The 25,290-nt window shown below is 69.4% G+C and carries 32 protein-coding genes; 14 read left to right on the top strand and 18 right to left on the bottom strand.

Annotation, left to right across the window (positions count from 1 at the left end; all coding sequences use genetic code 11):
* Window positions 1–213: 213 nt before the first annotated feature.
* From BM204_RS12745 to BM204_RS12730, 4 genes are all read right to left on the bottom strand, one after another.
* A complete protein-coding gene (locus tag BM204_RS12745; RefSeq protein WP_091113877.1) occupies window positions 214–492 on the bottom strand; it encodes a DUF2442 domain-containing protein in 279 nt (92 codons plus the stop codon).
* 47 nt (window positions 493–539) lie between these two features.
* Complete coding sequence (locus tag BM204_RS12740; protein WP_091113874.1) at window positions 540–2,060, bottom strand: serine/threonine-protein kinase; 1,521 nt, start codon at window positions 2,058–2,060, stop codon at window positions 540–542.
* A 172-nt stretch (window positions 2,061–2,232) separates the two neighbouring features.
* Window positions 2,233–2,439 carry a hypothetical protein gene (locus BM204_RS12735; protein WP_091113872.1) on the bottom strand — a complete coding sequence of 69 codons (207 nt, stop codon included), beginning with the start codon at window positions 2,437–2,439 and terminating at the stop codon, window positions 2,233–2,235.
* 83 nt (window positions 2,440–2,522) lie between these two features.
* Window positions 2,523–4,052, bottom strand: coding sequence for a fatty acyl-CoA synthetase (locus BM204_RS12730; RefSeq protein ID WP_091113869.1), 1,530 nt, complete (start codon window positions 4,050–4,052; stop codon window positions 2,523–2,525).
* Window positions 4,053–4,134: 82 nt separating this feature from the next.
* Between BM204_RS12730 and BM204_RS12725 the strand changes: the two genes are divergently transcribed.
* The 7 genes from BM204_RS12725 to BM204_RS12695 all read left to right on the top strand — a co-directional run bounded on the left by BM204_RS12725 (window position 4,135) and on the right by BM204_RS12695 (window position 9,174).
* Entirely contained in the window at window positions 4,135–5,178 is a 1,044-nt protein-coding gene (locus BM204_RS12725) for a zinc-dependent alcohol dehydrogenase family protein (protein WP_246166226.1), read from the top strand.
* 44 nt (window positions 5,179–5,222) lie between these two features.
* Window positions 5,223–5,690: a DinB family protein gene (locus tag BM204_RS12720; RefSeq protein ID WP_091113867.1), complete on the top strand. Its 468-nt coding sequence runs from the start codon at window positions 5,223–5,225 to the stop codon at window positions 5,688–5,690.
* 104 nt (window positions 5,691–5,794) lie between these two features.
* On the top strand, window positions 5,795–6,055 hold the full coding sequence (locus BM204_RS12715; protein ID WP_091113865.1) for a hypothetical protein: 261 nt from the start codon (window positions 5,795–5,797) through the stop codon (window positions 6,053–6,055).
* Between the two features lie 41 nt (window positions 6,056–6,096).
* Window positions 6,097–6,567: a DUF6153 family protein gene (locus tag BM204_RS12710; RefSeq protein ID WP_143099760.1), complete on the top strand. Its 471-nt coding sequence runs from the start codon at window positions 6,097–6,099 to the stop codon at window positions 6,565–6,567.
* A 121-nt stretch (window positions 6,568–6,688) separates the two neighbouring features.
* Window positions 6,689–7,321, top strand: coding sequence for a DUF305 domain-containing protein (locus BM204_RS12705; RefSeq protein WP_246166225.1), 633 nt, complete (start codon window positions 6,689–6,691; stop codon window positions 7,319–7,321).
* Window positions 7,322–7,477: 156 nt separating this feature from the next.
* Entirely contained in the window at window positions 7,478–8,365 is an 888-nt protein-coding gene (locus BM204_RS12700) for a F510_1955 family glycosylhydrolase (protein ID WP_091113858.1), read from the top strand.
* Window positions 8,362–9,174, top strand: coding sequence for a DUF3152 domain-containing protein (locus BM204_RS12695; protein WP_246166224.1), 813 nt, complete (start codon window positions 8,362–8,364; stop codon window positions 9,172–9,174). The genes BM204_RS12700 and BM204_RS12695 overlap by 4 nt, the downstream gene beginning before the upstream one ends.
* A 17-nt stretch (window positions 9,175–9,191) precedes the next feature.
* Here BM204_RS12695 and BM204_RS12690 read toward each other — a convergent pair whose 3' ends face one another.
* The 4 genes from BM204_RS12690 to BM204_RS12675 form a co-directional block, all read right to left on the bottom strand.
* A complete protein-coding gene (locus tag BM204_RS12690) occupies window positions 9,192–9,473 on the bottom strand; it encodes a hypothetical protein (protein ID WP_218031201.1) in 282 nt (93 codons plus the stop codon).
* A gap of 79 nt (window positions 9,474–9,552) precedes the next feature.
* Window positions 9,553–9,804 carry a DUF2933 domain-containing protein gene (locus BM204_RS12685; RefSeq protein WP_218031200.1) on the bottom strand — a complete coding sequence of 84 codons (252 nt, stop codon included), beginning with the start codon at window positions 9,802–9,804 and terminating at the stop codon, window positions 9,553–9,555.
* A 114-nt stretch (window positions 9,805–9,918) separates the two neighbouring features.
* Complete coding sequence (locus BM204_RS12680; RefSeq protein ID WP_091113853.1) at window positions 9,919–11,466, bottom strand: multicopper oxidase family protein; 1,548 nt, start codon at window positions 11,464–11,466, stop codon at window positions 9,919–9,921.
* Window positions 11,463–11,735, bottom strand: a complete 273-nt coding sequence (locus BM204_RS12675; protein WP_091113973.1) for an SHOCT domain-containing protein — start codon at window positions 11,733–11,735, stop codon at window positions 11,463–11,465. The genes BM204_RS12680 and BM204_RS12675 overlap by 4 nt, the downstream gene beginning before the upstream one ends.
* Window positions 11,736–12,375: 640 nt before the next feature.
* Between BM204_RS12675 and BM204_RS12665 the strand changes: the two genes are divergently transcribed.
* The gene (locus BM204_RS12665) at window positions 12,376–13,107 is read left to right on the top strand and encodes a DUF4396 domain-containing protein (protein WP_143099759.1); all 732 of its coding nucleotides are present in this window, start codon (window positions 12,376–12,378) and stop codon (window positions 13,105–13,107) included.
* 54 nt (window positions 13,108–13,161) lie between these two features.
* Here the strand turns inward: BM204_RS12665 and BM204_RS12660 are convergent, their stop codons facing one another.
* Window positions 13,162–13,359 carry a hypothetical protein gene (locus tag BM204_RS12660; RefSeq protein ID WP_091113846.1) on the bottom strand — a complete coding sequence of 66 codons (198 nt, stop codon included), beginning with the start codon at window positions 13,357–13,359 and terminating at the stop codon, window positions 13,162–13,164.
* Between the two features lie 268 nt (window positions 13,360–13,627).
* The gene (locus tag BM204_RS12655) at window positions 13,628–13,870 is read right to left on the bottom strand and encodes a MerR family transcriptional regulator (protein ID WP_091113845.1); all 243 of its coding nucleotides are present in this window, start codon (window positions 13,868–13,870) and stop codon (window positions 13,628–13,630) included.
* Between the two features lie 69 nt (window positions 13,871–13,939).
* On the opposite strand from BM204_RS12655, the gene BM204_RS12650 reads away from it, so the two are divergent.
* Window positions 13,940–14,539: a maleylpyruvate isomerase family mycothiol-dependent enzyme gene (locus BM204_RS12650; protein ID WP_170259143.1), complete on the top strand. Its 600-nt coding sequence runs from the start codon at window positions 13,940–13,942 to the stop codon at window positions 14,537–14,539.
* Window positions 14,540–14,704: 165 nt separating this feature from the next.
* On the opposite strand, the gene BM204_RS12645 is transcribed toward BM204_RS12650, so the two are convergent.
* The 5 genes from BM204_RS12645 to BM204_RS12620 form a co-directional block, all read right to left on the bottom strand.
* Window positions 14,705–15,163, bottom strand: a complete 459-nt coding sequence (locus tag BM204_RS12645; protein WP_091113839.1) for a HEPN domain-containing protein — start codon at window positions 15,161–15,163, stop codon at window positions 14,705–14,707.
* Window positions 15,154–15,738, bottom strand: a complete 585-nt coding sequence (locus BM204_RS12640) for an ArsR family transcriptional regulator (RefSeq protein ID WP_091113838.1) — start codon at window positions 15,736–15,738, stop codon at window positions 15,154–15,156. The genes BM204_RS12645 and BM204_RS12640 overlap by 10 nt, the downstream gene beginning before the upstream one ends.
* A gap of 307 nt (window positions 15,739–16,045) precedes the next feature.
* Window positions 16,046–16,348: a type II toxin-antitoxin system RelE/ParE family toxin gene (locus BM204_RS12635; RefSeq protein WP_170259142.1), complete on the bottom strand. Its 303-nt coding sequence runs from the start codon at window positions 16,346–16,348 to the stop codon at window positions 16,046–16,048.
* Between the two features lie 11 nt (window positions 16,349–16,359).
* A complete protein-coding gene (locus tag BM204_RS12630) occupies window positions 16,360–16,572 on the bottom strand; it encodes an addiction module protein (RefSeq protein ID WP_170259141.1) in 213 nt (70 codons plus the stop codon).
* 843 nt (window positions 16,573–17,415) lie between these two features.
* Window positions 17,416–17,685, bottom strand: coding sequence for an FCD domain-containing protein (locus BM204_RS12620; RefSeq protein WP_091113829.1), 270 nt, complete (start codon window positions 17,683–17,685; stop codon window positions 17,416–17,418).
* Window positions 17,686–17,726: 41 nt separating this feature from the next.
* On the opposite strand from BM204_RS12620, the gene BM204_RS22670 reads away from it, so the two are divergent.
* The 3 genes from BM204_RS22670 (at window position 17,727) to BM204_RS12605 (ending at window position 18,713) form a co-directional block, all read left to right on the top strand.
* The gene (locus BM204_RS22670) at window positions 17,727–18,065 is read left to right on the top strand and encodes a hypothetical protein (RefSeq protein WP_170259140.1); all 339 of its coding nucleotides are present in this window, start codon (window positions 17,727–17,729) and stop codon (window positions 18,063–18,065) included.
* Window positions 18,066–18,171: 106 nt separating this feature from the next.
* Complete coding sequence (locus BM204_RS12610; protein ID WP_170259139.1) at window positions 18,172–18,459, top strand: transposase; 288 nt, start codon at window positions 18,172–18,174, stop codon at window positions 18,457–18,459.
* Window positions 18,447–18,713, top strand: coding sequence for an SDR family oxidoreductase (locus BM204_RS12605; RefSeq protein WP_218031198.1), 267 nt, complete (start codon window positions 18,447–18,449; stop codon window positions 18,711–18,713). The genes BM204_RS12610 and BM204_RS12605 overlap by 13 nt, the downstream gene beginning before the upstream one ends.
* On the opposite strand, the gene BM204_RS12600 is transcribed toward BM204_RS12605, so the two are convergent.
* Window positions 18,714–19,463: an enoyl-CoA hydratase/isomerase family protein gene (locus tag BM204_RS12600; protein WP_091113825.1), complete on the bottom strand. Its 750-nt coding sequence runs from the start codon at window positions 19,461–19,463 to the stop codon at window positions 18,714–18,716.
* Window position 19,464: 1 nt separating this feature from the next.
* Window positions 19,465–20,643, bottom strand: a complete 1,179-nt coding sequence (locus BM204_RS12595; RefSeq protein ID WP_218031197.1) for a thiolase family protein — start codon at window positions 20,641–20,643, stop codon at window positions 19,465–19,467.
* Window positions 20,644–20,952: 309 nt separating this feature from the next.
* On the opposite strand from BM204_RS12595, the gene BM204_RS12590 reads away from it, so the two are divergent.
* The gene (locus tag BM204_RS12590; RefSeq protein ID WP_246166223.1) at window positions 20,953–21,474 is read left to right on the top strand and encodes a MarR family transcriptional regulator; all 522 of its coding nucleotides are present in this window, start codon (window positions 20,953–20,955) and stop codon (window positions 21,472–21,474) included.
* On the opposite strand, the gene BM204_RS12585 is transcribed toward BM204_RS12590, so the two are convergent.
* Window positions 21,463–21,948: a MaoC/PaaZ C-terminal domain-containing protein gene (locus BM204_RS12585; RefSeq protein ID WP_246166222.1), complete on the bottom strand. Its 486-nt coding sequence runs from the start codon at window positions 21,946–21,948 to the stop codon at window positions 21,463–21,465. The genes BM204_RS12590 and BM204_RS12585 overlap by 12 nt on opposite strands.
* Before the next feature lie 70 nt (window positions 21,949–22,018).
* Between BM204_RS12585 and icmF the strand changes: the two genes are divergently transcribed.
* Window positions 22,019–25,255, top strand: a complete 3,237-nt coding sequence (gene icmF, locus BM204_RS12580) for a fused isobutyryl-CoA mutase/GTPase IcmF (protein WP_091113820.1) — start codon at window positions 22,019–22,021, stop codon at window positions 25,253–25,255.
* The last annotated feature ends 35 nt before the right edge of the window (window positions 25,256–25,290 follow it).

The following is a 25,290-nucleotide window of genomic DNA, read 5'->3' as shown; positions in this document are numbered from 1 at the left end:
CACATCCAGCGTGTCACCGATGTCCTGATGCAGAACTGTCACCGATGTCCTGCGACATGACATCGCGGCGCCGGTCATGCATCTAGTGTAGTCGAAGAGACGTTCGGTTGACAATCAATATCCACATGAATTCCACGCTGAATTCTAGTGGCGAGCACCGACGGAGGCTCAGCCCGCGAACGGCGCGTGTCGGGCCACGCTGAGCTTGGCCGGTCAGGCGAGGGCGGCGGCCCGAGACCTGACGGAGAGCTCGTCCGGCGCCCGGCCGGCGCCGGTGGTCCAGGCGATCGTGCCGGTCTCGGCGTCGGCCCGAACGTGGCAGAACAGGTTGTCGTCGGTCATGAGTGGCTCGAAGACGGGCCCACACATCAGCGACTCCATGTCGATGATCTTGACCTCGGTCGTGTCGAACGTGACCTCGAGGACGGCGCGACCCAGAACGCAGACCCCGGTCACGACGACCAAGGCCGGGTCGACTGCCCGTTGGACCATGCCGGAGTCACCATGCCGGTCCCCCTTACCCAGTTCTCGATCGAGTCTCAGCTCAGACGCGCTCGTCGGCGGTGATCAGGAAGCCGTCGTCGGTGGGCTCGAGATAGATCCGGCGGGTCTCGGACTGGGTCGAGCCGTCGGTCCTGTAGGTCAGGGACACGTCTACGGTGGTGTCGTCGACGTCCTCGACACCGCCGACGCTGACGGCGTCGATGGTGCGCCAGAACCCGTCGTACTGGTCGAAGCCACCGAGGTTGGACTGGTAGCCCTCGGTGAACATCTCCCACGCCGCGCCGGTGTCGCCGGGCAGCAGGGAGTAGTAGCCCGCGACGAAGTCGCTCGGGCTCCCAGCATCGGGGGCGGGCTCCGGCTCGGGCTCCTCCTCGACCGGGGTCGTCGGGCTCCTCGGGCGTCGGCTCCGGCTCCGGCTCCGCCGACTCGCTCGGGGTCGGATCAGCGGACGGCTGCCTGCCCTGCGGCCGACCCGACAAGCCCGACGAGCCCGACGACCTGGGATCGGCGGCCGCGGGCTCGGTCTCGTCGTCGTCGGTCATCGCCCACGCCGTGCCGCCCAGCAGGAGCAGGACGAGGACGGCCGCGAGGACCCACGGCGTACGACGGCGACGGTCACCCGCACCACCCGCCGACGGCACGGGCGCAGGCACGGGCGCAAGGTGCTCGGGCGACGGCGCCGCGAAGACCGCTATCCGGTCCGGGGGCGGCGCGGGGACGGGAGCGCCGGCGTGACGGTCGTTGACCTGGTGCAACGCGTGCGCGCAGTCGGCCATGCTCCAGCGGGCGGCGACGTCGGTGTCCATCATCCGGCGGATCGGCTGACGCAGCGGCCCGGCGCGCTCGGGCAACGGAGGGGGCTCGGTGGCGATGCCGGCGAGGACGGCGAGGGCGTTGCCCTGCGAGGGATAAGGACCGTGGCCCTCGACGGCGGCGAAGAGCGTGGCGCCGAGGGCCCACACGTCCGAGGCCGGCGAGGCGTCGGCGCCGCGGGCGAGCTCGGGGGCGAAGTAGGCCGGCGTGCCGACCATCAGGCCGGTCTGGGTGAGCTGGTCGTCGGCCAGGCTGCGGGCGATGCCGAAGTCGGAGATCTTGGCGACGTCGTCGTCGGTGACCAGGATGTTGCCGGGCTTGACGTCGCGATGCACCATCCCGAGCGCGTGCGCCGCGGCCAGCCCGTCGGCGACCTGGGCGCCGATCCGCGCAGCCCTGATGGGGTCCATGGGCCCCTCGGCGGCGGTGATCTCCGACAGGGTGCGGCCGGGGACATATTCCATCACCAGCCACAGGTGCTCCCCCTCCTCCACCGCGTCGTAGACCGCGACGACGTTGCGGTGGTTGAGCGCGGCGGTGGAGCGGGCCTCGCGCATTGCGCGGGCCAGGTGCGGCAGCGACTCACCGGGCAGGTGTCCGACGCGCTTGATCGCCACCTCGCGACCGAGCCGCTCGTCGTGGGCCAGCCAGACGCTGCCCATCCCTCCCCTGCCGACCTCACGGTCGAGGCGGTAGCGACCGGCGAGCGGTCCGCGGGAGGAGTCAGGGGTGCGTGGGTCCATCAGGGAGAGGTACCCACGCCGTGAGGTCCCCACACGTCCGCGTCTCGCCCGACGTCGTACCGGCCAACTGGCATAGGCCGCACGAGACCGCGGGGCCGTGCGCGGCCGGGCCCCCGCTGCCGTCCTATGCCCGTTTGAGCGTACGACGAGCCGCGCTGCCGGCGGGTGGGGATCAGGCCGCTCGGCGCTTGAGCGGCAGCAGGTGGGTCTTGCCCTCGCGCTCGGCGACCATCTGGGTGGCCTCGCGGTCGTAGCCGGCGGCCAGCTCGTGCACGGTCGCCATGTCGTCGTCGGCAACGGCGGTGTTGATCGCCGACACGTAGGAGGCGTGCAGTGCGTTGAGGTCGTCGATCAGGCGGGGCTTCAGGGTGCTGGTCATGCCTGGCTCAGCGCTCCGGCTGGTCGGTTCGTTCCCGATCGGACACCGAAGTGATCGATGTCAAGTGTTCGCGCTCGCCTCGTTCACCCGTCGAGCTGGTCGCGCAGCACCCGCTTGAGCAGCTTGCCGCTCTGGTTGCGCGGCAGCTCGTCGACGAAGTGGACGTGCTTGGGGATCTTGAAGGACGCGAGCGTCTTCCGGGCGTGCGTAGTCAGCGCCTCGGCATCGCCCGTGGCGCCAGGACGGAGCACGACCACCGCGGTCACCGCTTCGATCCAGCGCTCGTCGGGGGTGGCGATCACCGCGACCTCGGCGACGTCGGGGTGGGTGTAGAGCGCGTCCTCGACCTCGCGGCTGGCGACCAGCACCCCGCCGGTGTTGATGGCGTCCTTGATCCGGTCGACGACGGTGATGTAGCCGTGGGCGTCCATCGTGACCAGGTCGCCCGAGCGGAACCAGCCGTCGCGGAACGCATCGGCGGTGGCCTCGGGCGCCTCCCAGTAGCCCGTGCAGAGCTGGGGTGAGCGGTAGAGCAGCTCCCCCGGCGTACCGGCCGGCACCGGCGCGCCCTCCTCGTCGGCGACGAGCAGCTCGACGAAGAGCACCGAGCGGCCGCACGACTCGGGGCGCTCGGCGTGCTCGGCGGGCTGGAGGACGGTGGCCAGCGGACCGATCTCGGACTGGCCGAAGCAGTTGTAGAACTCCAGCTCGGGCAGCCGCTCCCGGAGCCGGTCGAGCACGGGCACCGGCATGATCGAGGCGCCGTAGAACGCCTTGCGCAGCGAGGACAGGTCGCGGGTCGCGAGGTCGGGGTGGTTGGACAGCGGCACCCAGACGGTCGGCGCGAGGAAGAGGGCCCCCAACCGATCCGACTCGATGCGGCGCATCAGCTCGGGCACGTCGGGGCGCACCATCAGCCGGTTGGTGGCGCCGACCGAGAGGTAGGGCATGAGGAACACGTGCATCCCCGCCGAGTGGTAGAGCGGCATGCAGTGCAGCGGGTCGTCGTCCTCGCCCATCGCGAGCGACACCACGCACGAGACGTATTCATGCACCAGCGCCCGGTGCGTCATCATCGCGCCCTTGGGGTTGCCGGTCGTGCCCGAGGTGTAGAGCAGCTGCACCAGGTCGGTGTCGACCACCGTCACGTCGATCGTCGGCACGTCGCCCGTCGACCACGACGGGAGGACCGCGTCGTCGGTGCCGTGCAGCACGAGGACCTGCTCGATGCTGTTGTTGCCGCGGCTGCGAGTGCCCTCCACGGCCTCGCGGAGGTCCGGGTCGACCAGCGCGACCCGGCTCCCCGACTGCGTGAGGATGTAGTCGAGCTCGCTGCCCGTCAGCGCGTAGTTGACCGGCACGTGCACCAGCCCCGCCCGGGCACAGCCGAGGTAGGCCAGCAGGTAGGCGTCCGAGTTGGCCCCCACCGTCGCCACCCGGTCTCCGGCGACGAGCCCCAGCCCCAGGAGGTACGCCGCGGCGCGCGACGTCGCCGCGTCGAGCTCGGCGTAGGTCCAGCTGCGTCCCTCGAACTCCAGCGCGACCCGGTCGGGCACCCGCACCGCGCTGCGGTGCAGGACGTCGTCGACGGTGCTGGAGCGGGGGTCGGTCATGGGTCCTCCGAGGCGGGCGTTCGGCTGTGACGGCGGTCACCGCCAGGCTAGTCGCCGTGGAGGCGTGGCACCGCCTGCGAGCATGACCCGCATGCGTGCCGTCGTCCTCGACCAGTTCCGCGGACCTGTGTCGGTGCGCGAGGTGCCCGAGCCGTCGGCTCCGGCCGGTGGGGTCGTGGTGCGGGTGCACGCGACCGGGCTGTGCCGCAGCGACTGGCACGCGTGGGCCGGCCACGACTCCGGGGTGACGCTCCCCCACGTGCCGGGCCACGAGCTCGCGGGCGTCGTGGCAGAGGTCGGCGCCGGCGTAGAGCATTGGCAGGTCGGCGACCGGGTGACGGCGCCGTTCGTCTGCGGTTGCGGCGAGTGCACGTGGTGCCGCGCCGGCGAGGCCCAGGTGTGTCCCGACCAGACCCAGCCGGGCTTCACGCACTGGGGGTCCTACGCCGAGCTGGTCGTGCTGCACGCGGCCGACCACAACCTCGTGGCGATCCCGGACGGCGTCGACGACGCGGCTGCGGCCAGCCTGGGCTGCCGGTTCGCCACCTCCTACCGCGCGCTGACCGCGCGGGCGCGCGTGCAGCCCGGCGAGTGGGTGACGGTCGTCGGCGTGGGCGGGGTCGGCCTCAGTGCGGTCATGATCGCGGTCGCCGCCGGCGCCCGGGTGATCGCCGTCGATCGCAACGCCGGCGCGCTCTCGCTCGCCACGCGGCTCGGCGCCGAGCACGTGGTGCTCGCGGACGGGGACGCCGTACCGACTCGGGTGCAGGAGCTCACCGGTGGCGGCAGTCACGTGGCCCTCGACGCCGTCGGCTCCGCTGCGGCCCTGGCCGACTCGGTGCTCAGCCTGCGGCGTCGGGGACGACACGTGCAGGTCGGGCTGCTGGCGTCGGCACCGACCGTCCCGATGGACCGGGTGATCGCGTGGGAGCTCGACCTCCTGGGCAGCCACGGGATGGCGGCGGCGGACTATTCCGCGATGCTCGCGCTCGTGGCGTCCGGCGCGCTGGACCCCTCGCTGCTCCTCGAGCGCACGGTGACGCTCGACGAGGCCGCCCGGCTGCTGCCCGTCCTCGACTCCGCCTCACCGGCCGGCATCACGGTGGTCGACCCGCGGCTGGCGTAGGCGCGAGCCGTCGTGGTGGCCCCGGTGGAACTAGCCTGAGACGCATGGACTCCACGGCGAACGAACGCACGATGCTCGAGCAGATGCTGGACGTGCAGCGTGGCGAGATCGCCGCACTGCTCGAGGGGATCAACGAGTCGCAGGCCCGGGCCAGCCTGGTGCCGTCGCTGACGACGCTGCTCGGACTGGTCAAGCACGCGACCTTCGTGGAGCGGGTGTGGTTCCACTCCCGTGTTGCCGGGGTGCCGCGCGAGGAGCTCGCCATCCCGGTCACCGTCGACGAGAGCTTCGTGCTCGTCGACGAGGACACGGTCGACTCCGTGCGTGCGGCCTACCTCGAGGCGTGCGCCCGGTCGCGGGAGATCGCGGCCCAGCACGACCTCGACAACGAGTGGGAGTGGCACGGCCGCCCGGTCAGCCTGCGCTTCGTGCACCTCCAGCTCGTCCAGGAGCTAGCCCGGCACGCCGGCCACGGGGACATCCTGGTCGAGAAGCTGCGCGCAGCGGGCTGACCGCCGGCCCGCCGTCGTGGCAGCCGTCGTGGCAGCCGTCGTGGCAGCCGTCGTGGGAGCCGTCGTGGCAGCCGTCGTGGGAGCCGTCGGCGATACTGGATGACATGACGCAGAAGCGGATCCTCCGGGCCAACGCCAGGAAGCTGGCGCTCCAGCGTGACCGCATGACCCAGGATGCGTTCGCGAAGTATGCAGCCGACCCGGACGACCCAGACGTCCAGGACGTGATCGACCAGCTCGTCGAGGACGACCCGAGCGAGACCGCGCGTGAGCTCTTCGCCATCGCCGCCCGCCTGCTCCACGAGGTGGCCGACGCGACCGGCAGCTCCCCGGACCACGTGCTGGCCAGGATCTCCCGCGCCTAGATGCGGGCACGCTCCTCGGCCGAGGCTCTAGACTCAGGGTGATGAGTCGCCGCGGTGCAATCCCGATCAGGCGTGTCGCCGGAGCTTCCGCGGCACGCCTCTTGGTCGTGCTCGCGGCGCTGGCAGGTCTGTTCGCGATGCACGGCATGTCCGAGCACGGTGTCGCGCACCACGACTCGTCGTCCATGTCGGCGGAGTCCCCGTCAGGTGACGCGATGGCGATGGGCCTGGGCGCCGCCGCGTCCGTCGCAGACGCCGCCGCCGACGTCCAGACTGGTGCAGCTGTCACCGCCACGGCGGCGGGGGACCTGGTCGGCCACGGCGCGGACATGGCCATGACGCTGTGCCTCGCCGTTCTCGCCGGGCTGGTCCTGCTCCTGACCCGGGGACGAGGGTTGTGGGTCGGGCTCGTCATGCGGCCCATCGTCGCTGGGGCGGATGCGCGCATGGCCCGGACTGCTCGTGACCCTGTCCCGCCTGACCTGTTCGTCCTCTCCATCCAGAGGTGCTGAGGAGCACGTCCAGCAACCACGTCGCATGACGTGACGGCTGGACCACCGCATCCCTTCACACCCTTCGCGCTGCCCGCATCGCATGTTCGGCAGTGACCGTTCCTGGAAGAGAGACACCCCTGTGTTCACCCTTGTTGCATCCCGCAAGCTCGCCGTCGCGTTCGCGACCGCGGCCACTCTTGCCCTGTCCCTGACCGCGTGCGGCGGAGACGACCCTGCTGATGACCCGAGTGCCGTCCAGACCGCCGAGAACGGTGACGTCTTCAACGGCGCCGACGTGGCCTTCGCCTCCGACATGATCCCTCACCACACGCAGGCGATCGAGATGGTCGACCTCACCGAGGGCCGCACCCTCGACCCCGAGGTCCAGCAGATCGCCGACGCCATCCGCAACGCCCAGGCCCCCGAGATCGAGACCATGTCGGGATGGCTGACGTCCTGGGGCGAGGAGGTCCCCGAGACCTCCGAGGGCGGTCACGACATGTCGGACATGGGCGGCGACTCCGACGCGGACATGGGTTCGATGAGCGGCATGATGACCTCGGAGGACATGGCCGGCCTTGCGAACGCATCTGACGCGGAGTTCCAGGACATGTGGCTCTCCATGATGGTCGAGCACCACACCGGTGCCGTGGAGATGGCCGAGGCCGAGCAGGCCGATGGCGAGTTCGCTGACGCCGTCGCTCTCGCCGAGCAGATCGAGTCTTCGCAGACCGAGGAGATCGCCACCATGAAAGACCTTCTTTCTTCCTGACGCAACTCTGATCACGGGCGCACGGTGCCGGGACCACCACGGTGGCCCCGGCACCTGCCTCGGAGATTCCCGACCCCGCTCACAGACCGACCATGTCGAGGTGTCAACCGCATGTCAGGCCCGAAGATCATCACCACTCCACCATCGCCTGGATTGATGTCCCTGGTCCGGCGGCCCTCACGAGGCAGCGCGCTGATCATCGGCACGCTCGGGGTCACACTCATCGCTGCGTTGCTCTTCGCCGCCACTCGCGGCGACCAACACTCCACACCCAGGACCACCGCCGGCGTCGACGTGGGTCACATCCACGGCATCGGCGTCGACCCCGGCAGCGACCAGCTCTACATCGGAGCCCACCTCGGCACGTTCAGCGTCACCCCTGAGGGAACCGTGCAGCCGGTCGGAGTCGTGCGCAACGACACCATGGCCTTCACCGTCACCGGCCCCGGACGCTTCCTCGCCTCCGGGCACCCGGAGATCGGCACCGACCAGCCCGTCCACCTCGGCCTCATCGAGTCCCGCGACGCAGCCGCCACCTGGGAGTCCGTGTCGCTCGCCGGCGACGCCGACTTCCACGCCCTCGACACGGCTACCGGCGGACGCACCTGGGGTGCCGACTCGGCACGCGGACTGCTGCTGACCTCCACCGACACCCGATCGTGGGACACCGTGGCGTCAGGCCAGTTCATCGACGTCGCCGCCGACCCGGCCGGGCAGGACATCGCCCTCGTCACCACCGGGACCGGTCAGCTCCGGTTCTACGACCCGACCGGCACGTCGACCGCGGTGCCCGACAGCCCGACACTCACCTTCATCGACTGGGCCGCCCCCGACCTCCTGGTCGGCCTCGGTCCGGACGGGACCGTCTTCGCCTCCACCAGCACCGCCTCCTCGTGGGAGCGAGTCGGGCAGGTGCCCGGTCGACCCAGCGCCCTCGAGGTCACCGACACCGGCTGGTACGCCGCCAGCGACCAGGGACTGTTCTCCTCGACCAGCTCCGGAAGCTCCTGGCAGCCGCTGTTCACCTACGACAGCGCGCCGTGAGCGGCGCCCACCGCAGAGCCCGCACGGACGCCAGGCGCCGGACATCACGGGCGCTGACCGGGGCAGCGGCCACCGCACTGGTGACCGTTGCCGCTGTCGTCTGGACCGACCAGACGACGACCCGTGGTGACGACACCGCTGTCCCCGTCCTGGAGGTCAACGCCGCGCAAGCACCTCGCTCCTCCCCGGGTCTGGGTCCGGAGACCCGGCCCCCCGACGTGCGGACCGACCCGACCTCCCAGGCGCGCACAGCACCTGCCGCCCTCCCGACGCCACTCGTGGCGCGCCTGCCCGAGGTGGGATCCGGGGAGTTCCTCGTGGCGGCAGGCTTGGGCCCGGTCACCGGCGCCGGCGTGCTGATGACCTACACGGTCGAGGTGGAACGAGAGGTGCCCGTCGAGCAGGACGCCGCCGCACGCGTCGTGGACCGGGTCCTGACCGATCCACGTGGATGGACTGCCACGGGCGCCCATGCCCTGGCCCGCGTCGAGACCAGCAGCGACATCCGCGTCCTCCTGGCCACCCCGGAGACCACCGACGCCCTGTGCGCCCCCCTGGACACCGGAGGCCGGCTCTCCTGCCGCAACGGTGACCTCGTCGTCCTCAACGCCTGGCGCTGGTTCAACGGAGCCCCGGCGTACGCCGACAGCCTGCGCGACTACCGCAGCTACCTCATCAGCCACGAAGTCGGGCACGCACTCGGCAACTCCCACGTCGCCTGTCCTGGTCCAGGACGTCCGGCGCCCGTGATGATGCAACAGACCAAGGGCCTCGGCGACTGCGTCGCCAACCCCTGGCCGACACCCTGACCAGCAGCCACGGCCGTTCAGTGGCCGGAGTGCTCGCTGTGATCAGGCGTGTCCGCCGGTGGCGGGGTATCGCCGACCGCGTCACCGGAGATGGCGGGGCCGATGACGAAGGCCGACAGCGAGAACATCGCGGCGAGGATGGCGAGCGCGATGGCGGGCGCCTTCCACGTGTCGAACCTGGTGTAGAGACGACGCAGCAGCGGTATCGAGAAGAGCAGCCCCAGCGCACCGAACAGCAGGTTGCCGCCCGCGCCCGTGACCAGGGTGGCGCCGAAGATGAGGCCGGCGTGATGCAACACGTGCGGAAGGAGCCCTAGCAGGGTCCCGACAACGGCCGAGATCGTGCGCCACGTCCTCTTCAGGATGCTCACGCCCGCTCTACGGCCGATCGATGCGTTCGTGAGATCCGTCGAGGTCCGACGGACGGCTCGAGGTCGAGCTCTGCTGACCCTGCGAGCTGTTGTCCTGCTGGCTCTGGCCGCCGCTCATCCCGCCGCGCATCATGAAGAACATCATCAGCGGACACGCCAGCACGAGCAGGAGGAAGGGGGAGACCCCTGCCCAGACTGCGATGGCAGCTCCTCCGACGACCGCGAGCACATATAGAGGGAAGTTATTGCTGTTGTTCACGAGATCCTCCAACACTGTCTGACGGGAACTCCCGTCCGTGACCAGACTTCCAGTCCGAGAACCACCTGCTCAGGGGCGAAGGTCCTCCTCGACCCGGGCATCGGCCTCGAGTGTTCAGAGCGTGTAGGAGAGGACGGCCATCATCCCCAGCTCCGCGTGGTAGGCGTTGTGGCAGTGCGTCATCCACTGCCCCGGGTTGTCGGCCTGCAGATCCACCGTGACCGTCTGCATCGGCAGGACGTTGACCGTGTCCTTGCGGACGCCTGTGCCCGTGCCACCTGCGAGCGCGAACGTGTGGCCATGGACGTGCATCGGGTGGAACATCATCGACCGGTTGGTCATCGTGATGCGAACTCGCTCGCCGGATGTGATGTCGAGTGGCTGCCGGTCGGCGAAGGTGGCGCCGTTGATGAGCCAGCGGCGCCCTCCGTCTGCCATCCCCAGGGTCATCTCCAGCTCGCGGTCGACGTCCTTGGCCGTCAGGGTGGCCCGGGCAGTAGGCACGAGGTCGCCGTAGGACAGGAGCCGCCCGTCGAGCTCGGTAGGGCGCGCCCCGGGGGCGGGAGCTGCACCCGGCGTCGAGCGCAGCACGGCCATCGCAGCCGGGTCCGGTTTCCCTTCGGGTGCGGCGACGACCGGGAAGACGCCGTCACCGACCTCGACCACGACGTCGTAGCGCTCGCCCATCCCCAGGATGAGCGTGTCGACCTCGAGCGGCTCGACGCCGTAGCCGTCGGTGTGGGTCACGCTCAACCGGTGCCCGCCGACAGCGAACCTGTAGGCCGTGTCGCCACTGGCGTTGATGAGGCGAAAACGGATCCGCCGACCCGGCGCCGAGGTGATCGTGACCGGATCTTGAGGCAGGCGTCCGTTGATCAGGTGCGCGGGGTAGGCGACGTCGCCGGTGTCCGCGCCGAGTGGCGCGTCCGAGGAGACGCCCCCCATGCCGCCACCCATTCCATCCATGCCATCCATGCCGCCCATGCCTGCCATGGAGCCCATCCCGTCGCGGGCGAAGCCGGCGAGGATCTTCGTCGGGGACTGCCCCCAGCCATCGGTCCAGTCGTCGAGGACCAGGACGACCTCTTCGTCGTAGCCGCCGGGTTCGTCGGGGTCCTCCACGATGAGGGCGGCCTGCATGCCGTAGTCGAGCTGGATCCCGGCATGCGGGTGGAACCAGTAGGTGCCGGGGTCGGGGACCACGAAGCTGTAGTCGAACGCCTCCTCAGGGGCGACCGCGGGCATGGTGAGGTCAGGGACGCCGTCCATGTCGTTGCGCAGCGCGAGGCCGTGCCAGTGCACCGTGGTCGGATCGGGAAGCTGGTTCACCAGACGGACCTGCAACAGGTCACCGGCGCCGACCCTGATCTCTGGACCCGGAACTGATCCGTCATAGGCCCACGTGGACACGACACGTCCACCGAGGTCCACGGTGGAGGGGGCAGCGGTGAGGGTGCGCTGGACCACCTTGCCGGAGGTGGAACGCGCCGCTTCGACCCTCGCGACCGCGGTGGATCCAGGGACGACCAGGGTCCGGGACTGCTGATCGAGGAGCTGGATCCCGGCATAGCTGCCGCCGACCGCAACCGCAGCGAGCCCACCGAGCTGGAAGACCTGTCGTCGGCTCAGCGACCTCGGCCCGGTGCGGGAAGCGGTCCTCACAACGGCGATTGGCCGTGCAGCGTGGCCAACCGGCTCGCGAACTCGGTCTCGTCGATCTCACCCCGAGCGAAACGCTCGGCCAGCACCTGCTGGGCCGTGCGGTGCGCTGGCACCATCCCACCGGCGGAGCGGTCCTGCCGGCTGGGCTGGCGCAGCACGAAAGCGAATGCGGCGATGATCGCGCCCCAGAAGACCAGCATCCCGAGAACCATCAGCACGTATCCGGCCCCACTGTCTGCCCAGCCGCCGTCGCCGTTCCAGTACATCATCGTCGTCTCCCTCATCTCGGGTGCCGACACCATCGAGTTGCCGGTCCCCTGAGCCTTGCCGCACTCGTCCGGACCCGACAGGGCCCTTTGGCTCCACTGCTAGGGACTTGAGACTTCGGGAGCGCAACCCCACCCCGGCTATCCTCGCCGCGTGCGCCGCCCCACCTCTGTCATCACCCTGCGCCGCCCGGCGCGGCGGCTGGTGGCGATCCTGACTCTCCTCGGCCTCGGTCTGGTGTGCGCCGGCCCCGGTCTGGTCGACGGGGGGGCATCCTCGAGCGACCACGCCATGTCATCGGCCATGTCATCGGCCATGTCATCGGCGGAAACCGAGTCGATGACGGACATGGGTGCGGGTGCGTGCGACGGCCTCTGTGCCTCCGAATCGGCGACCAGCTGCGTGCAAGCGGCGGATGCCACGCCCATCCACCCAGGGGGACTGCAGCAGCCGGTGCGACCTGAGCGGCGACTGCACATCTCTGCCACCGGTCCCCGCGCGGACTCGGTGCACCACGGACCCGGCGGCTGGCACGGGTGGTCCTCGGTGAGTGCGACCTCGTTGTGCGTGTGGAGGGTGTGACAGGTCGCTCGGCCCCAGGCTGAGCCACCGCCACCTCTCCCGATACCTCACCGTCACCACGTGACGAACACGACTTCGAAGGACGGAACCACCATGGACATGCAGATGAGCAACCGCGTACCTGACTGGCTCACCCCTCTCGCGTGGGCCTACATCGCCCTCGCGCTCCTCACGGCAGCCGCGATCGGCTACGACATCTACGCGCGCCAGCGGCGGCACGGCACCGTCGCAGCAGAACTGGTCTGGATCGCCTCGGCGCTCTACCTCGGACCGTTCGCGATCGCCCCCTACGCCAGGCACGGGCGCACACCGCGCACCACCGCCACGACCACGTCGTACGAGGCAACCAACCCGGCCTCCGGCCCGCAGCCCGTCGCCGTCGCTGGACTTCCCGGGGGCGGGGCCTCGGCCGTGGCGCACCTCGTCGGGGTTCCCCTGGTGATCGCCTCAGGCCTCACCATCGCCGGGATCAACCTGTGGGTCATGATCATCGTCATCGGGTTGCTCGCCATGACGTTTCTGTTCGCCTACGAACGCGCGTCTGCTCGCCACGGCTCCGGCACCCCGACCCCGCTCAGGGCGGCCGCCGCAGCAGCGATCCTGACGGTGTTGGCGTTCGACATCGGCATGGGCGGCTGGATGCTCCTGCTGCACTTCAACGAGTTCATGCCACCGGCCAGCGACGGAACTTTCTGGTTCCTCATGCAGGTCGGCATCATGCTCGGCCTCGTCACGGGCTACCCGGTCGTCGCCTGGCTTGCTCAGCGCCACCAGGTGGTTGCGCCGGCCTGACGTCTGACCTCGCAGCGCTGCGACCTGACGTCGCAGCGCTGCGCGTCCGACGGCTCAACAGGGCATGCCGTCCCAGTCATGGGCCCCCCGATGGACGCCCGGATTGTGGTCGCCACTCAGTCCCATGGTCTGCGCGCAGGAAGACACGTGCTGGCCGAAGTCGCCCGGCGCCGGTTCCGCCTGGGCGGCACCGGGTAGGGCGATCAGCAGGCCGAGCGCGAAAGGCAGGGCGACGAGCGTGGTCGTGTTCATGTCTGGACTCCTCAATGACTGAGGGACCGATCGGTCTCTCACGTCCAGCCTGCAGCGCACCGCGCCTCGTCATCAGGGTCCATGGTCCCGACGAGGCGGGACGAAACGCGCGCGATCAGAGCCGGTGGCTGGGTGAGGCCTCGAGGATCCTGAAGACGTGCCACTCAGAGCAACGAGAAGACGCAGAGGTAGGGAGTCACCTGGGCCATGGGATCTCCGGTTCGTCGAGCTCGGTGAGCGGTGAGACCATCCGGTGCTCGGGGGCCGGTCAGCTCTCGCAGGTCGTCTGCATCGGGGTTGACGTCGGCCACAGGGGTGCCCAGCTACGGAACAGCCGGATTCGGTAGAGCCGATCGAGGGTGCGGCCGTCGTACCGGCGTCGGCCGCCGGCACCGCGGACCGGAGCCAGGAGGCCGAGCTCCTCGTAGTAGCGCAGGGTGCGTTCGGTGACACCGGTACGTCGGGCAACGTCGCCGATGCCCCAACACTTGTCGGGGGCAGGGCTGGTCATGCCTCTCACGTGAGGACCTCACGTCACGTCAGGAGCAAGAGATCCGCGGGCGGCTGCCAAGATCGAGGGGTGAGCACCGCCGACATCAGAGACCGCCAGCTCCAGCGCTGCTGCGATGCGCTGGCCGCTGTGGATCCGGGCGCGGCGACACTGTGTGCAGGCTGGTCCGCGCACGACCTTGCGCTCCACCTGTTGCTGATCAAACGCGAGCCGCTGGCCTGGGCAGGCATGGTCGTGCCTCTGCTCGCCCCGCTCACGAGACAGCGCGCTGAACGGATCCGTCGCCGGTGGCCTTACGGAGATCTCATCGACCAGCTCCGCTCGGAGTCGGGTGCCATCGCCTGCATGCCCCTGGATCGCTGGGAGGACCACCGCCACGCACTGGGCGAGTACTACGTCCACACCCAGGATGTGGCCCGCCCTCACGGCGTCCTCCAGCCGGCTCCTGACGATGAGCTGCAGGAAGCGCTCTGGCTGCGGACCCGCGCCGCCGCCAGGGCCCTACGACGGCGGCTACCGGCCGGTCTGGTCCTGGAGCACCCCGACGGTCGCCGGGCTGCATCCGGCCGTGGCCGTCCCGAGGTCGTCGTCAGCGGCGCGCCCACTGAACTCATCTGCTGGGTCTACGGGCGACAGTCGATGGCGGCGGTGACGGTTCGGGAGGAGTAGACGGACCCTCAACGCGAGGTTCGTTGCGACAACTGGTCGAGCCCAAGCTGCTCCTCGGTGACCTCGATGGCTGATGCAGGGCCGGATTCACCATGCCCTCAGATTGCCCGGCAACAGCGAGACCCGGACAGTCACTTCCGGGCGTACCGCCGACCAGCTGGGCGATCACGACGAGAGCCCTCTGACGAGGGCGGCGTCGAACAGCGTCCGAGCGACCTGCTCGGCCTTCTCGGTCGCCGCGGCACCCACCGGCCTCGCCTCGTAGCGGTCCTGGTTGCGAGCGCGTCGCAGGCGGTCGAACTCTTGCGCCGCCCTTTTCGCGGGCGGTTTGTCGAAGACGGCACGCAGATACCGGCCGAGCGCATCGTGTTGGCCGGGCCCGTTGGTCGTCCGGAAGCCGTACGCCGCCAGCAGGGCCTCACCCGTGTCGTGACAGGCGTCGTAGGCGATGCCGTACCTGACGACGACACTGGTGAGCAGCGGCAGTTGGTTCAGTCGCTCCTCGGCCTGGCGCAGAAACGAGGTCGCACGCGCGACGTCTGCGGGCACGACATCGAGACGTCGCGCCTCGACCAAGGCGAGGACCGTCGCCTGCTGGACGCGGGTGAGCGGGGTCAGCGCCACGGCAGCTCCCCGATCACGGCGACAACCTTGCCGCTGCGCACGTTGTCCAGGAATCCGGAGCGCACGGCGAACTCCTCAGGGGTGAGGATCGTCGGGTTCACGGGACGGTGCACCGCGGCCTCGATCCGGGTGCACGCCTCGTAGACCGCGTCCACGTCGGGCTCACCGAGCACCATGACGTCAATGTCGTGCGGTGCCGGACCGGCCTCCCCGAGCATCCGCGCAGCGAAGGAGCCGTAGAGGAACGCCGACTCGATCCCGTCGATGCGGGCAAGCTCCTCGGCGAGGATCACCACCGGGCCGGTCGCGATCGTGAGGATCTCGCGCAAGGGGTTTACCAGCGGACTCTCGGCGTTGCCGCGGATCAGCCTCGTGCGGCCCACCTGTCGCTCGCTCAGGATGCCGGCACCCACCAGGCGCGCGACCTCACGGTGCGCGGTCGGGTAAGCCAGGCCGGCCCGTTTGGCCAGATCGGTGACGCTCAGTTCCTCGCCGGTGAGCAACAAGGTGGAGAGCAGTCGCGCCTGACCCTCCGACCGGAAGATCGGAGCGAGGAGTGGCGCCTCAGTTCTCATATAACTGAGATTATCCTCCATTATATCGACGGTCAACGGCACCCGCGCGTTCTCGGGACGGTCGGGCGTCGCGGACGATCGTCGGCCTCGGCTGGACTTCTTGCAGGCTACTTGCGGACGTCGGGCGGCGTCCGACCAGCAAGCAGCACAACGACCGTGTGCGCCTCACGGACCCGGCGTACGGACCCTTCGCTCATCTCCGTGGTCCGACGCCCGACGTCGAGTTCCCACCATCCCGCTGAATTACTTGCGGAGTCTGTACGGACCGAAGGGGCGGCAGATTGAGGGCAACGAGAGGACGGAGGACCTACTCATCGCCTCGCCCGGAGACTGCCGCCTCGATCGACTCCGGATCTCGTCGGACACCGATCACGGCAAGCACGTCGATCCGGTCGTTGCGCACGACGTAGACGGCCATGTACGGGAACCGCTTCAGCAGGACGCGGCGGTAAGGCTCAAACAGGACTGCTCCCGACTCGGGGAACATCTCGATGCGCTCGACCTGATCATCAAGGCGGGCCTCGAACCGTCCGGGGAGTGACGAATCGAACGCCTCGTAGTGCTCATAGATCGAGGCGAGGTCGTCCTCCACACCGGGGTGGAAGACCACTGGTCGAAGGGTCACGCCCGACGGGCGGCGAGCCGCGCCTTGAGTTCGCCCCAGGACAGGCCGATCGACGGGTCGGCCTCAAGCTCGGCGGCACGAGACCGGATCGTGGCCTTCTGCCGCTCGGTCACGGCGACCGGAACCGTGCCCTCGATGTACTCGACCAGCTCCAAGCGCTCATCGAGGCTCATCGCCTCGATCGCTGACTGGAGAGCGGGGTTCACCATGCCCATCACGATACGCCGCCTCGGCCGACGGCGGTCGATCCGTCAGAAGGGCCGCCCTTGATCATGCCGACGAACTCGGGTGGCCACGTCCCCCGCGGCTTCGACCCCGCCAGGCGCTTGGCGTCGGCGAACCGCGCTCATACCGGGGAGCCTAGGCGACTCCTCCGGCGACGTACGCACACCTGTGGCCCAACGCCGAGAGCCGGGTTCGGAACGCGTCAGCGCGGCTGAGGTCCTTGGCGCTGGTGAGGGCACTGTGAGGGCCGGCCGTGACTCTCAGGCGCTGACCTGCACGTTTACACGTTGAAGCGGAACGATCACGGGGGGTTTCGGCTGTAGTTGGTCATCGTTGGTCGAGGTCGAAAAACACGGTCTGACCTGCGGAAACGCGCTCTCAAGACCGTTGGAGGTCGTCGGCGATCGTCGGTCTCGGCCGAACTTCTTGCGGACTATTTGCGGACCGCTGGCGACGCGCGGTGGCTGCGTCAGGGACTGCCTCGATCTCGCCAGTAGCTCGGTCGGCGCTTGGCGTGAGCCACGACCACGATTGTCAACACGTCGTGCTCAACGAAGTAGACGACCCCTAAAGGGGAAGCCGGTCACGCCCTTCAAACGCACGACCGGCTGACGATCCCAACCACGCCGCCCAGGCCGCGGGGTCGTCGACGGCAGCGTCGATGGCTGCACGGACCGCTTCCGCGAAGCGGCCGACTACACCAGCCTCGCGGGCGTCGTACCAGTCGACGTCAGCAGCGAACTCGGTCTGGGCTTCCGGTTGGGAGTCGAAGGCGAGCGGTATGTGCTGTGGGCGGCCCGCCGGGCGGCGATGTCGGCACACACGGGTCAGTCCGGTTGGCTCGCTGCGACGAGGTCACCTTCAGCTGAGCGGAGATGATCCGACGCCGATGTCCGGGCAGCTTCTGCGCCGCTCTGCACGATGGCGTTCAGGATGCGCTCGTGGCCCTGACAGGCTCGTTCGATACGCCCCGGAGTTGAGATCACTTTCTCCGAGTAGATCGCATGATGTGGTCCGATTTGTTCATAAAGGCGACGAAGGAGTCCGATGTTCGATACCTGCGCTATGCGGTTGTGGAACTGGAAGTCCAGGGCCACGGGTACGGCTGGGCCACCTCGTCGTCCTCGACGCGCCGGGGGTGCGCGGCGAGTACATCGAACTGATGTCGGAACTGCCGTTTGACATCATCCAGCCCGACGCGGCCTCACCGGATGTAGCGGCTTCGATGTGGATCGTCGGTATGGGTGTGGACCGCCGACATCGCACCCGTGGCCGCGTCCACACCTATGTTCGCCGGCACCAGAACCTGCTGGCCGCCGATGACAACCTGAAGCTGAGGGTGGTAACGCTCAGCCATACCCATCGGCCCCAGATCCAGGCCAGCAGCTTTGACGCGGCCAGTCACGTCGGTCGGCGCCGGCCACGACGGCACCCCCGATCCGTGGGATCCCACAGCACCAGTCAGTGGATGTCCTGATGGACCGCTGGACCCGTCCCCAGGCGAGTCGTTGCCGCAACCGGCAACCGTGACGTGAATCGCCCCGGGTCTGATGGAGGCTCTCAATCCATGGAGGATGAGAGTCATGGCAGCACCCAGGAAGTACCCCGACGAGTTGCGTGAGCGAGCCACCCGGATGGCGGTGGAACTGCGGGCGGACCCGGCGACGAAGCAGGGCGCGATCGCGCGTGTGGCCGAGCAGCTCGGCATGCATCCCGAGACCCTGCGTAACTGGGTCCGGCAGGCCGAGGTCGACGGCGGTGTCCGGCCAGGCACCACCACCAGCGACGCGCACCGGTTGGCCGAGCTTGAGCGGGAGAACCGCGAGCTGCGCCGCGCGAACCACATCTTGAGGACGGCGTGGTCGGCCTGACCCTGCCCGCGGCCAGGGACCTCGCGCAGTACGGCATCCGGGTGTTGACCATCGCGTCCGGAATCGTCGAGACGCCGATGCTGGCGACCGTCTCGGAGGAGTTCCGGGCCGGGCTCGCCGCCGGTATCCCGTTCCCGCAACGGCTCGGACGCCCGGACGAGTACGCGGACCTGGCGCTGTCGCTCATCGACCTCGACTACCTCAACGGGGAGACCATCCGGCTGGACGGTGCGCTGCGGATGGCTCCGCGCTGATCAGCGGGTCACGAAGCGGGCGATCAGCGTCTGGGCCTCGTGGCCCTTCACCATCTCGGTGATCGTGCGCGCTTCCTCCGCACCGGTCTCTGCGCGCGACATGTCCCATCCCTGGCGCAGCAGCCGTCGTACGTTCCCCAGGGCCGTCGCCGGGCCGGCGGCGAACCCGGCAGCCAGGTCACGGGCCCAGGCCACGGGATCGGCGACGACCTCCGAGACCAGTCCCCAGTCGAGCGCCTCCGCGGCCGTGGCCGGCTTGCCGGTGAGGGCGAAGGTGAGCGCTCGCTGCTGACCGACAGCACGGGGTAGGAGATACGACACTCCGCAGTCGGGGGTGAAGCCGATGCCTGGGTAGGCGAACACGAACTTCGTCGCGGCCGCGGACACGATCACGTCGCAGCTGAGCATCAGGGCCAACCCCGCCCCGGCGACGGCGCCCTGCACTGCGGCGACGACGGGCTTCTCGATCGCCGCCAGCGCCTGGAATGCCGCGTCGAGCTCGACCGCCAGTCGGTGGATGTAGGCCGGCTGGTCGGGAGCCGACGCGAAGGAGGCCACGTCGCCCCCGGCGCAGAACCGCGGCCCCGCTCCGGTGACCAGGAGCGCCCGGGCCTCGACGTCCGTCGCGGCCCTGTCCACCGCGGCAGCGAACTCCCGCGTGGTGTCGAGATCGAAGGCGTTGGCGGCGCCCGGGCGGTTGAGCTCGATGTGCGCTACGGCGTCGACGACCGTGTACTCCACGAGGGCCACCTCAGATCCTCCTGAAGAGCGCGGCCAGCGCCTGGCCGCCACCGATGCACATGGTTACGATGCCGAGCTCGAGGTCGCGGCGGACGAGGTCCTGGGCGACGCGGAGCGCCAGGATGGCGCCGGTTGCGCCAACCGGGTGGCCCAGGGCGATGGCGCCGCCGTACGGGTTGACCTTCGCCGGGTCCAGCTTGGCGTCGCGGATGACCGCGACGGCTTGCGAGGCAAACGCCTCGTTGAGCTCGATGGTGCCGATGTCGGCCGGAGAGGTGCCTGTCTTCTCGAAGAGCGCGTTGAGAGCCAGAACGGGTGCGTAGCCCATGAGTTCGGGCTCCATCGCGGCGGTCGCGACGGCTTCGAGGGAGACCAGCGGGGTGAGGCCACGCTCGAGGGCCGCCGACTCCCGCGCCAGCACCACGGCGGCGGCTCCGTCGTTGATGCCCGACGCGTTGCCGGCCGTGACCGAGCCGTCCTTGCTGAAGGCTGGGCGCAGGCTCGCCAGTGTCTCCACGGTGGTGCCGGGCTTGGGGTGCTCGTCCTCGCTCACCGTGAACGGTTTGCGACCGCCCACCTCGACCGCGACGATCTCTTCCGCGAACGCCGCCCTCGCCTCCGGCGTGGCGGCACGTCGCTGCGACTCAGCGGCGAACTCGTCCTGGGCCGCGCGAGAGATGCCGTACTTCGCGGCGACGTTCTCGGCCGTGACCCCCATGTGAATCCCATGGAACGGGTCGGTGAGTATCGCGACAGTCCCGTCCACGAGCGAACGGTCACCCAACCGGTACCCGTCGCGAGCGCCGAAGTCGTAGAAGGGCATCCGGGTCATCGACTCGTCACCGCCGGCGAGCGTGATGTCGAGCCCGTTCCAGCGCATCTCCATCGCCGCCGACCAGATGGCCTGCAGCCCGGACCCGCAGAGCCGGTTGACGGTGTACGCCGGCACGTTCGTCGGCAGACCGGCAGCCATCGAGACCCGGCGGGCGTTGTAGGCGTCCGGACCCACCTGTCCGATGCACCCCATCACGACTTCCTGCACGTCGTGGGCGGCGACGCTAGCTCGCTCAAGCGCGGCTCGGGAAGCGGTGGCGCCGAGTTCGAAGCCCGGGACGTCCTTGAACACCCCGCCGAAGCTGCCGATCGGAGTGCGGGCGCCATCGACGAGGACAATCTTCTCTTCGCTCATGATCCAATACTAGGACGTCCAACCAGTTTGGGGCGGCCATCTCATCACCGGGCGTGACCCACCGAATCCCAGTCGCGGCCCGATCCCAGGAGATGGAAGGCAACGCGCCAGAGCTGGTGCCACGCGAACCTGCCTGCGCTCTGATCGTCGACCGTCCCCCTCGAACACTGCGCGCTCACAAGCCCGCCGGCAATCGGTACGCACCGGCCGCCTGTCCATCACTGCAGCGAGCTGTCGCCAACCCTATGATGTCCAAGGATATGGGTCCCACTCCGGAGAACCGGTGCCGCCACCGAGAATGAGGTGCACGTGACGCGACGCCCGCGCGAGCGCGACCCCATCCGGGAGGCGCACCAGCAGTGGCTCGATCACGGCTGGTCGGAGGCGGCCGACGGAATGGCGATGGTGACCTCGCTGGTGCGGGTCCAGCAACTGCTGCTGGAGCGGATCGACGCAGTCCTGCGCCCTCTGGACCTCACCTTCGCGCGCTACGAGGCCCTCCGACTGCTCTCCTTCTCGAGCGCGGGCGCCATGCCCATGACCCGCCTCGGCTCGCTGCTGCAGGTCCATCCGTCCAGCGCGACCAGCGCAGTGGGTCGCTTGGAGCGTCAGGGTTTCGTACGCCGACTCGGCCAGGATGCGGACCGGCGAGTGGTTCTGGCCTCGATCGCCGAGGCCGGCCGCAACGTCGTCGAGCGCGCAACCGCCCAACTGAACACCACCGTCTTCGAACGCCCCCAGCTCGATCCCGAGGCGGTCACCACCCTGACCGCGCTGCTCACCGAGCTGCGCGTCAACGCTGGCGACCTGCCCGGCGGGTCACCCGGCTGAGCCGACCTCCGGGCGAGCTGGGGACACCGACACCATCAGGCCGATCCGGCCCTCCTGCACGACCTCGTCGCGCTGGTTGAGCACCGCGAAGGCTCGGTCCAGAACCCCGGCGTCTCCCGCGGAGGTGCGCCGGACCGCCAGGATCTCGACGCGGCACCGCAGCGTGTCCCCGACGAGGACCGGCCGGAGGAATCGCCAGTCGTCCACGCCGAGCAGCGCGATCGAGCACGCCTCGAAGACGCCGATCCGCGAGGCCAGGCCCATCGCGATCGACATGCCCAGGAGCCCGTGTGCGATCGGACGGCCGAACCGCCCAGCCGCTGCGGCGACCGCGTCGGTGTGCACCGGGTTGGTGTCCCAGCTCCAGGCAGCGAAGGAGGCCAGGTCGGTCTCGGTGATGGTCCGGCCCTGGCTCAGGAAGAGCTGGCCGGCGCGGAAGTCGTCGAAGTAGAAGGGGGCCGGGGTCAACGTCACGTTCCCAACTTAGTAGGACGTCCTACTATTGAATAGTAGGACATCCAAATACTTCCCTGCGAAGGTGCTCATGACCAACCTCCACGTCCCGACCCACCCCGTCCGCCTCGTGACGGCCTCGAGCCTGTTCGACGGTCACGACGCCTCGATCAACATCATGCGGCGGATCTTCCAGAGCCAGGGCGCGGAGGTGATCCACCTGGGTCACAACCGCTCCGTGCAGGAGGTCGTCGACGCCGCGCTCGACGAGGACGTGCAGGGCGTCGCGGTGTCGTCATACCAGGGCGGGCACATCGAGTACTTCGAGTACCTCGTCGAGTCGCTGCGCGCCCAGGGTGCCGGCCACGTCAAGGTCGTCGGGGGCGGCGGGGGTGTGATCGTCCACGACGAGATCGAGCGGCTGCGGGCCTCGGGGGTCACCATCTTCTCGCCGGAGGACGGCCAGCGGATGGGGCTGGTCGGGATGATCAACTCGGTCGTCGCCGACTGCGACGTCGACCTCTGGGCGGATCGGCAGGTCACCGCCGAGCAGATCCTGGCGGGCGAGCGGTCCGCCGTCGCGCGGGCCATCACCGGCGCTGAGCAGGGACGCCTGCCCGCCGACCTGCTCGAGCAGGTGCGGGCCGCCGCCCGGTCCCGTGCCACCCCCGTCCTCGGCATCACCGGAACCGGCGGGTCCGGGAAGTCCTCGCTCACCGATGAACTGGTCCGTCGGTTGCGCCTCGACCAGCAGGACAAGCTCCGGGTCGCGGTCATCGCCGTGGACCCGACCCGGCGCCGCGGCGGCGGGGCCCTGCTCGGCGACCGGATCCGGATGAACTCCATCGCGAGGTCGGGCGCCGGCGACTCGACCGTCTTCTTCCGCAGTCTTGCGACCCGGGGCGCCCACGAGCTGCCCGAGCACCTGGTCGACGTCATCGACGTGGTCAAGTCCGCGGGCTTCGACCTGGTCATCGTCGAGACTCCCGGCATCGGCCAGGGTGACGCGGCGATCGTGCCGTTCGTGGACCTGGCGATGTATGTGATGACGCCCGAGTTCGGTGCCGCGTCCCAGCTGGAGAAGATCGACATGCTCGACTTCGCCGACGTCGTGGCGATCAACAAGTTCGAGCGCCGCGGCGCCAAGGACGCGCTGCGTGACGTGGGCCGCCAGATGGTCCGCAACCGCGAGGCATTCGGCCAGCGCCCGGAGGACATGCCGGTCTTCGGGACCTCGGCGGCGACCTTCAACGACGACGGTGTGACCGCGCTCTACCAGCACCTGCGTGACCTGCTCGGCCGTGCGGGTCTGCCCGTCAGCGAGGGCACCCTGCCCGCGGTCGAGGTCCGTCACTCCTCCGGCATCCGTCAGGTGGTGCCGACCGACCGGGTCCGCTACCTCGCTGAGATCACCGAGACCGTCCGCGGCTACCACGCCCGCACCGACGAGCTGGCCGAGGCCGCGCGCCGGGTGCAGCGGCTGGCCGAGGTCAGCCGTGAGCTCGCCGAGGGCGACCACGGCGACGTCCCTGCCCTCCTTGAGAAGGCCCGCAAGGCCCTGCCCCGTGAGACCGTCGAGCAGATCGAGGCGTGGCCCGCAGTCGTGGCGTCCTACTCCGGCGACGAGCAGGTCACCCGGGTCCGCGACCGGGAGATCGTCACCACGCTGACGCGCGAGTCCTTGAGCGGCAACCGGATCCCCCGTGTCTCGCTGCCGAGGTACACCGACCACGGCGAGCTGGTCAGGTTCTGGCGCCGGGAGAACCTGCCGGGTTACTTTCCCTTCACCGCCGGGGTCTTCCCGTTCAAGCGTGACGGGGAGGACCCGGCCCGGATGTTCGCCGGCGAGGGCGATCCCGCGCGCACCAACCGCCGGTTCAAGATCCTCTCCGCCGACGGCGATGCCAAACGGCTCTCGACCGCGTTCGACTCGGTGACGCTCTACGGTCGCGACCCCGACCCACGACCCGACGTCTACGGCAAGGTCGGCACCTCCGGGGTTTCGGTCGCGACGCTCGACGACATGTCCGTTCTCTACGACGGCTTCGACCTGGTCTCGCCGACCACCTCGGTCTCGATGACGATCAACGGTCCCGCGCCGACCGTGCTCGCGTTCTTCCTCAACACCGTCATCGACCAGCAGGTCACCGCGTTCACCGAGCGCGAGGGCCGCGAACCGTCCGCCGAGGAGCACGCCGAGCTCACGTCGTACGCGTTGGCCAACGTGCGGGGCACCGTCCAGGCCGACATCCTCAAGGAGGACCAGGGCCAGAACACCTGCCTGTTCTCGACCGAGTTCTCGCTGCGGATGATGGCCGACATCCAGGAGTGGTTCATCGCCCACCAGATGCGGAACTTCTACTCGGTCTCCATCTCCGGCTACCACATCGCCGAGGCCGGGGCGAACCCCATCAGCCAGTTGGCCTTCACCCTGGCCAACGGGTTCACCTACGTCGAGGCCTACCTCGCGCGCGGCATGGACATCGACGACTTCGCGCCCAACCTCTCCTTCTTCTTCTCCAACGGCATGGACCCCGAGTACTCCGTGATCGGGCGCGTCGCCCGCCGGATCTGGGCCGTGGCGATGAAGGAGAAGTACGGCGCCAGCGAGCGTGCCCAGAAGCTGAAGTACCACGTGCAGACCTCCGGCCGGTCCCTGCACGCCCAGGAGATGGACTTCAACGACATCCGCACCACCCTGCAGGCGCTGATCGCGATCTACGACAACGCCAACTCGCTGCACACCAACGCCTACGACGAGGCCGTGACGACGCCGGGCGAGGAGTCGGTGCGCCGGGCCCTGGCCATCCAGATGATCATCAACAAGGAGTGGGGCCTGGCGATGAACGAGAACCCGCTCCAGGGCTCGTTCATCATCGAGGAGCTCACCGACCTCGTCGAGGCCGCCGTCCTGGCCGAGTTCGACGCCATCAACGAGCGCGGCGGGGTTCTCGGCGCGATGGAGACCGGCTACCAGCGCGGCCGGATCCAGGACGAGTCCATGCTCTACGAGCACCGCAAGCACGACGGCTCCCTGCCGATCATCGGCGTCAACACCTTCCGCAAGCCCGACGCCGACGGCACCCCGGCCCACGTCGAGCTGGCCCGCGCCACCGACGCCGAGAAGGAGTCCCAGCTGACCCGGGTCCACGCCTTCCAGACCAACCACACCGAGGAGTCCGCCCAAGCCCTCGACCGCCTCAAGCAGGCGGCCATCGCCGGCGAGAACGTCTTCGCCGTCCTCATGGACGCGGCTCGCGTGTGCACGCTGGGCCAGGTCACCGAGGCCTTCTTCGAGGTCGGCGGCCAGTACCGCCGGAACGTCTGACCGGAACAGGACCGAGATGGAATCCAGTACACCCT

The sequence above is a fragment of the Nocardioides psychrotolerans genome (assembly GCF_900113685.1).
GTDB lineage: Bacteria > Actinomycetota > Actinomycetes > Propionibacteriales > Nocardioidaceae > Nocardioides > Nocardioides psychrotolerans.
The sequence above is the reverse complement of the archived record's forward strand: the minus strand, read 5'-3'. Positions and strand labels throughout refer to the sequence as shown.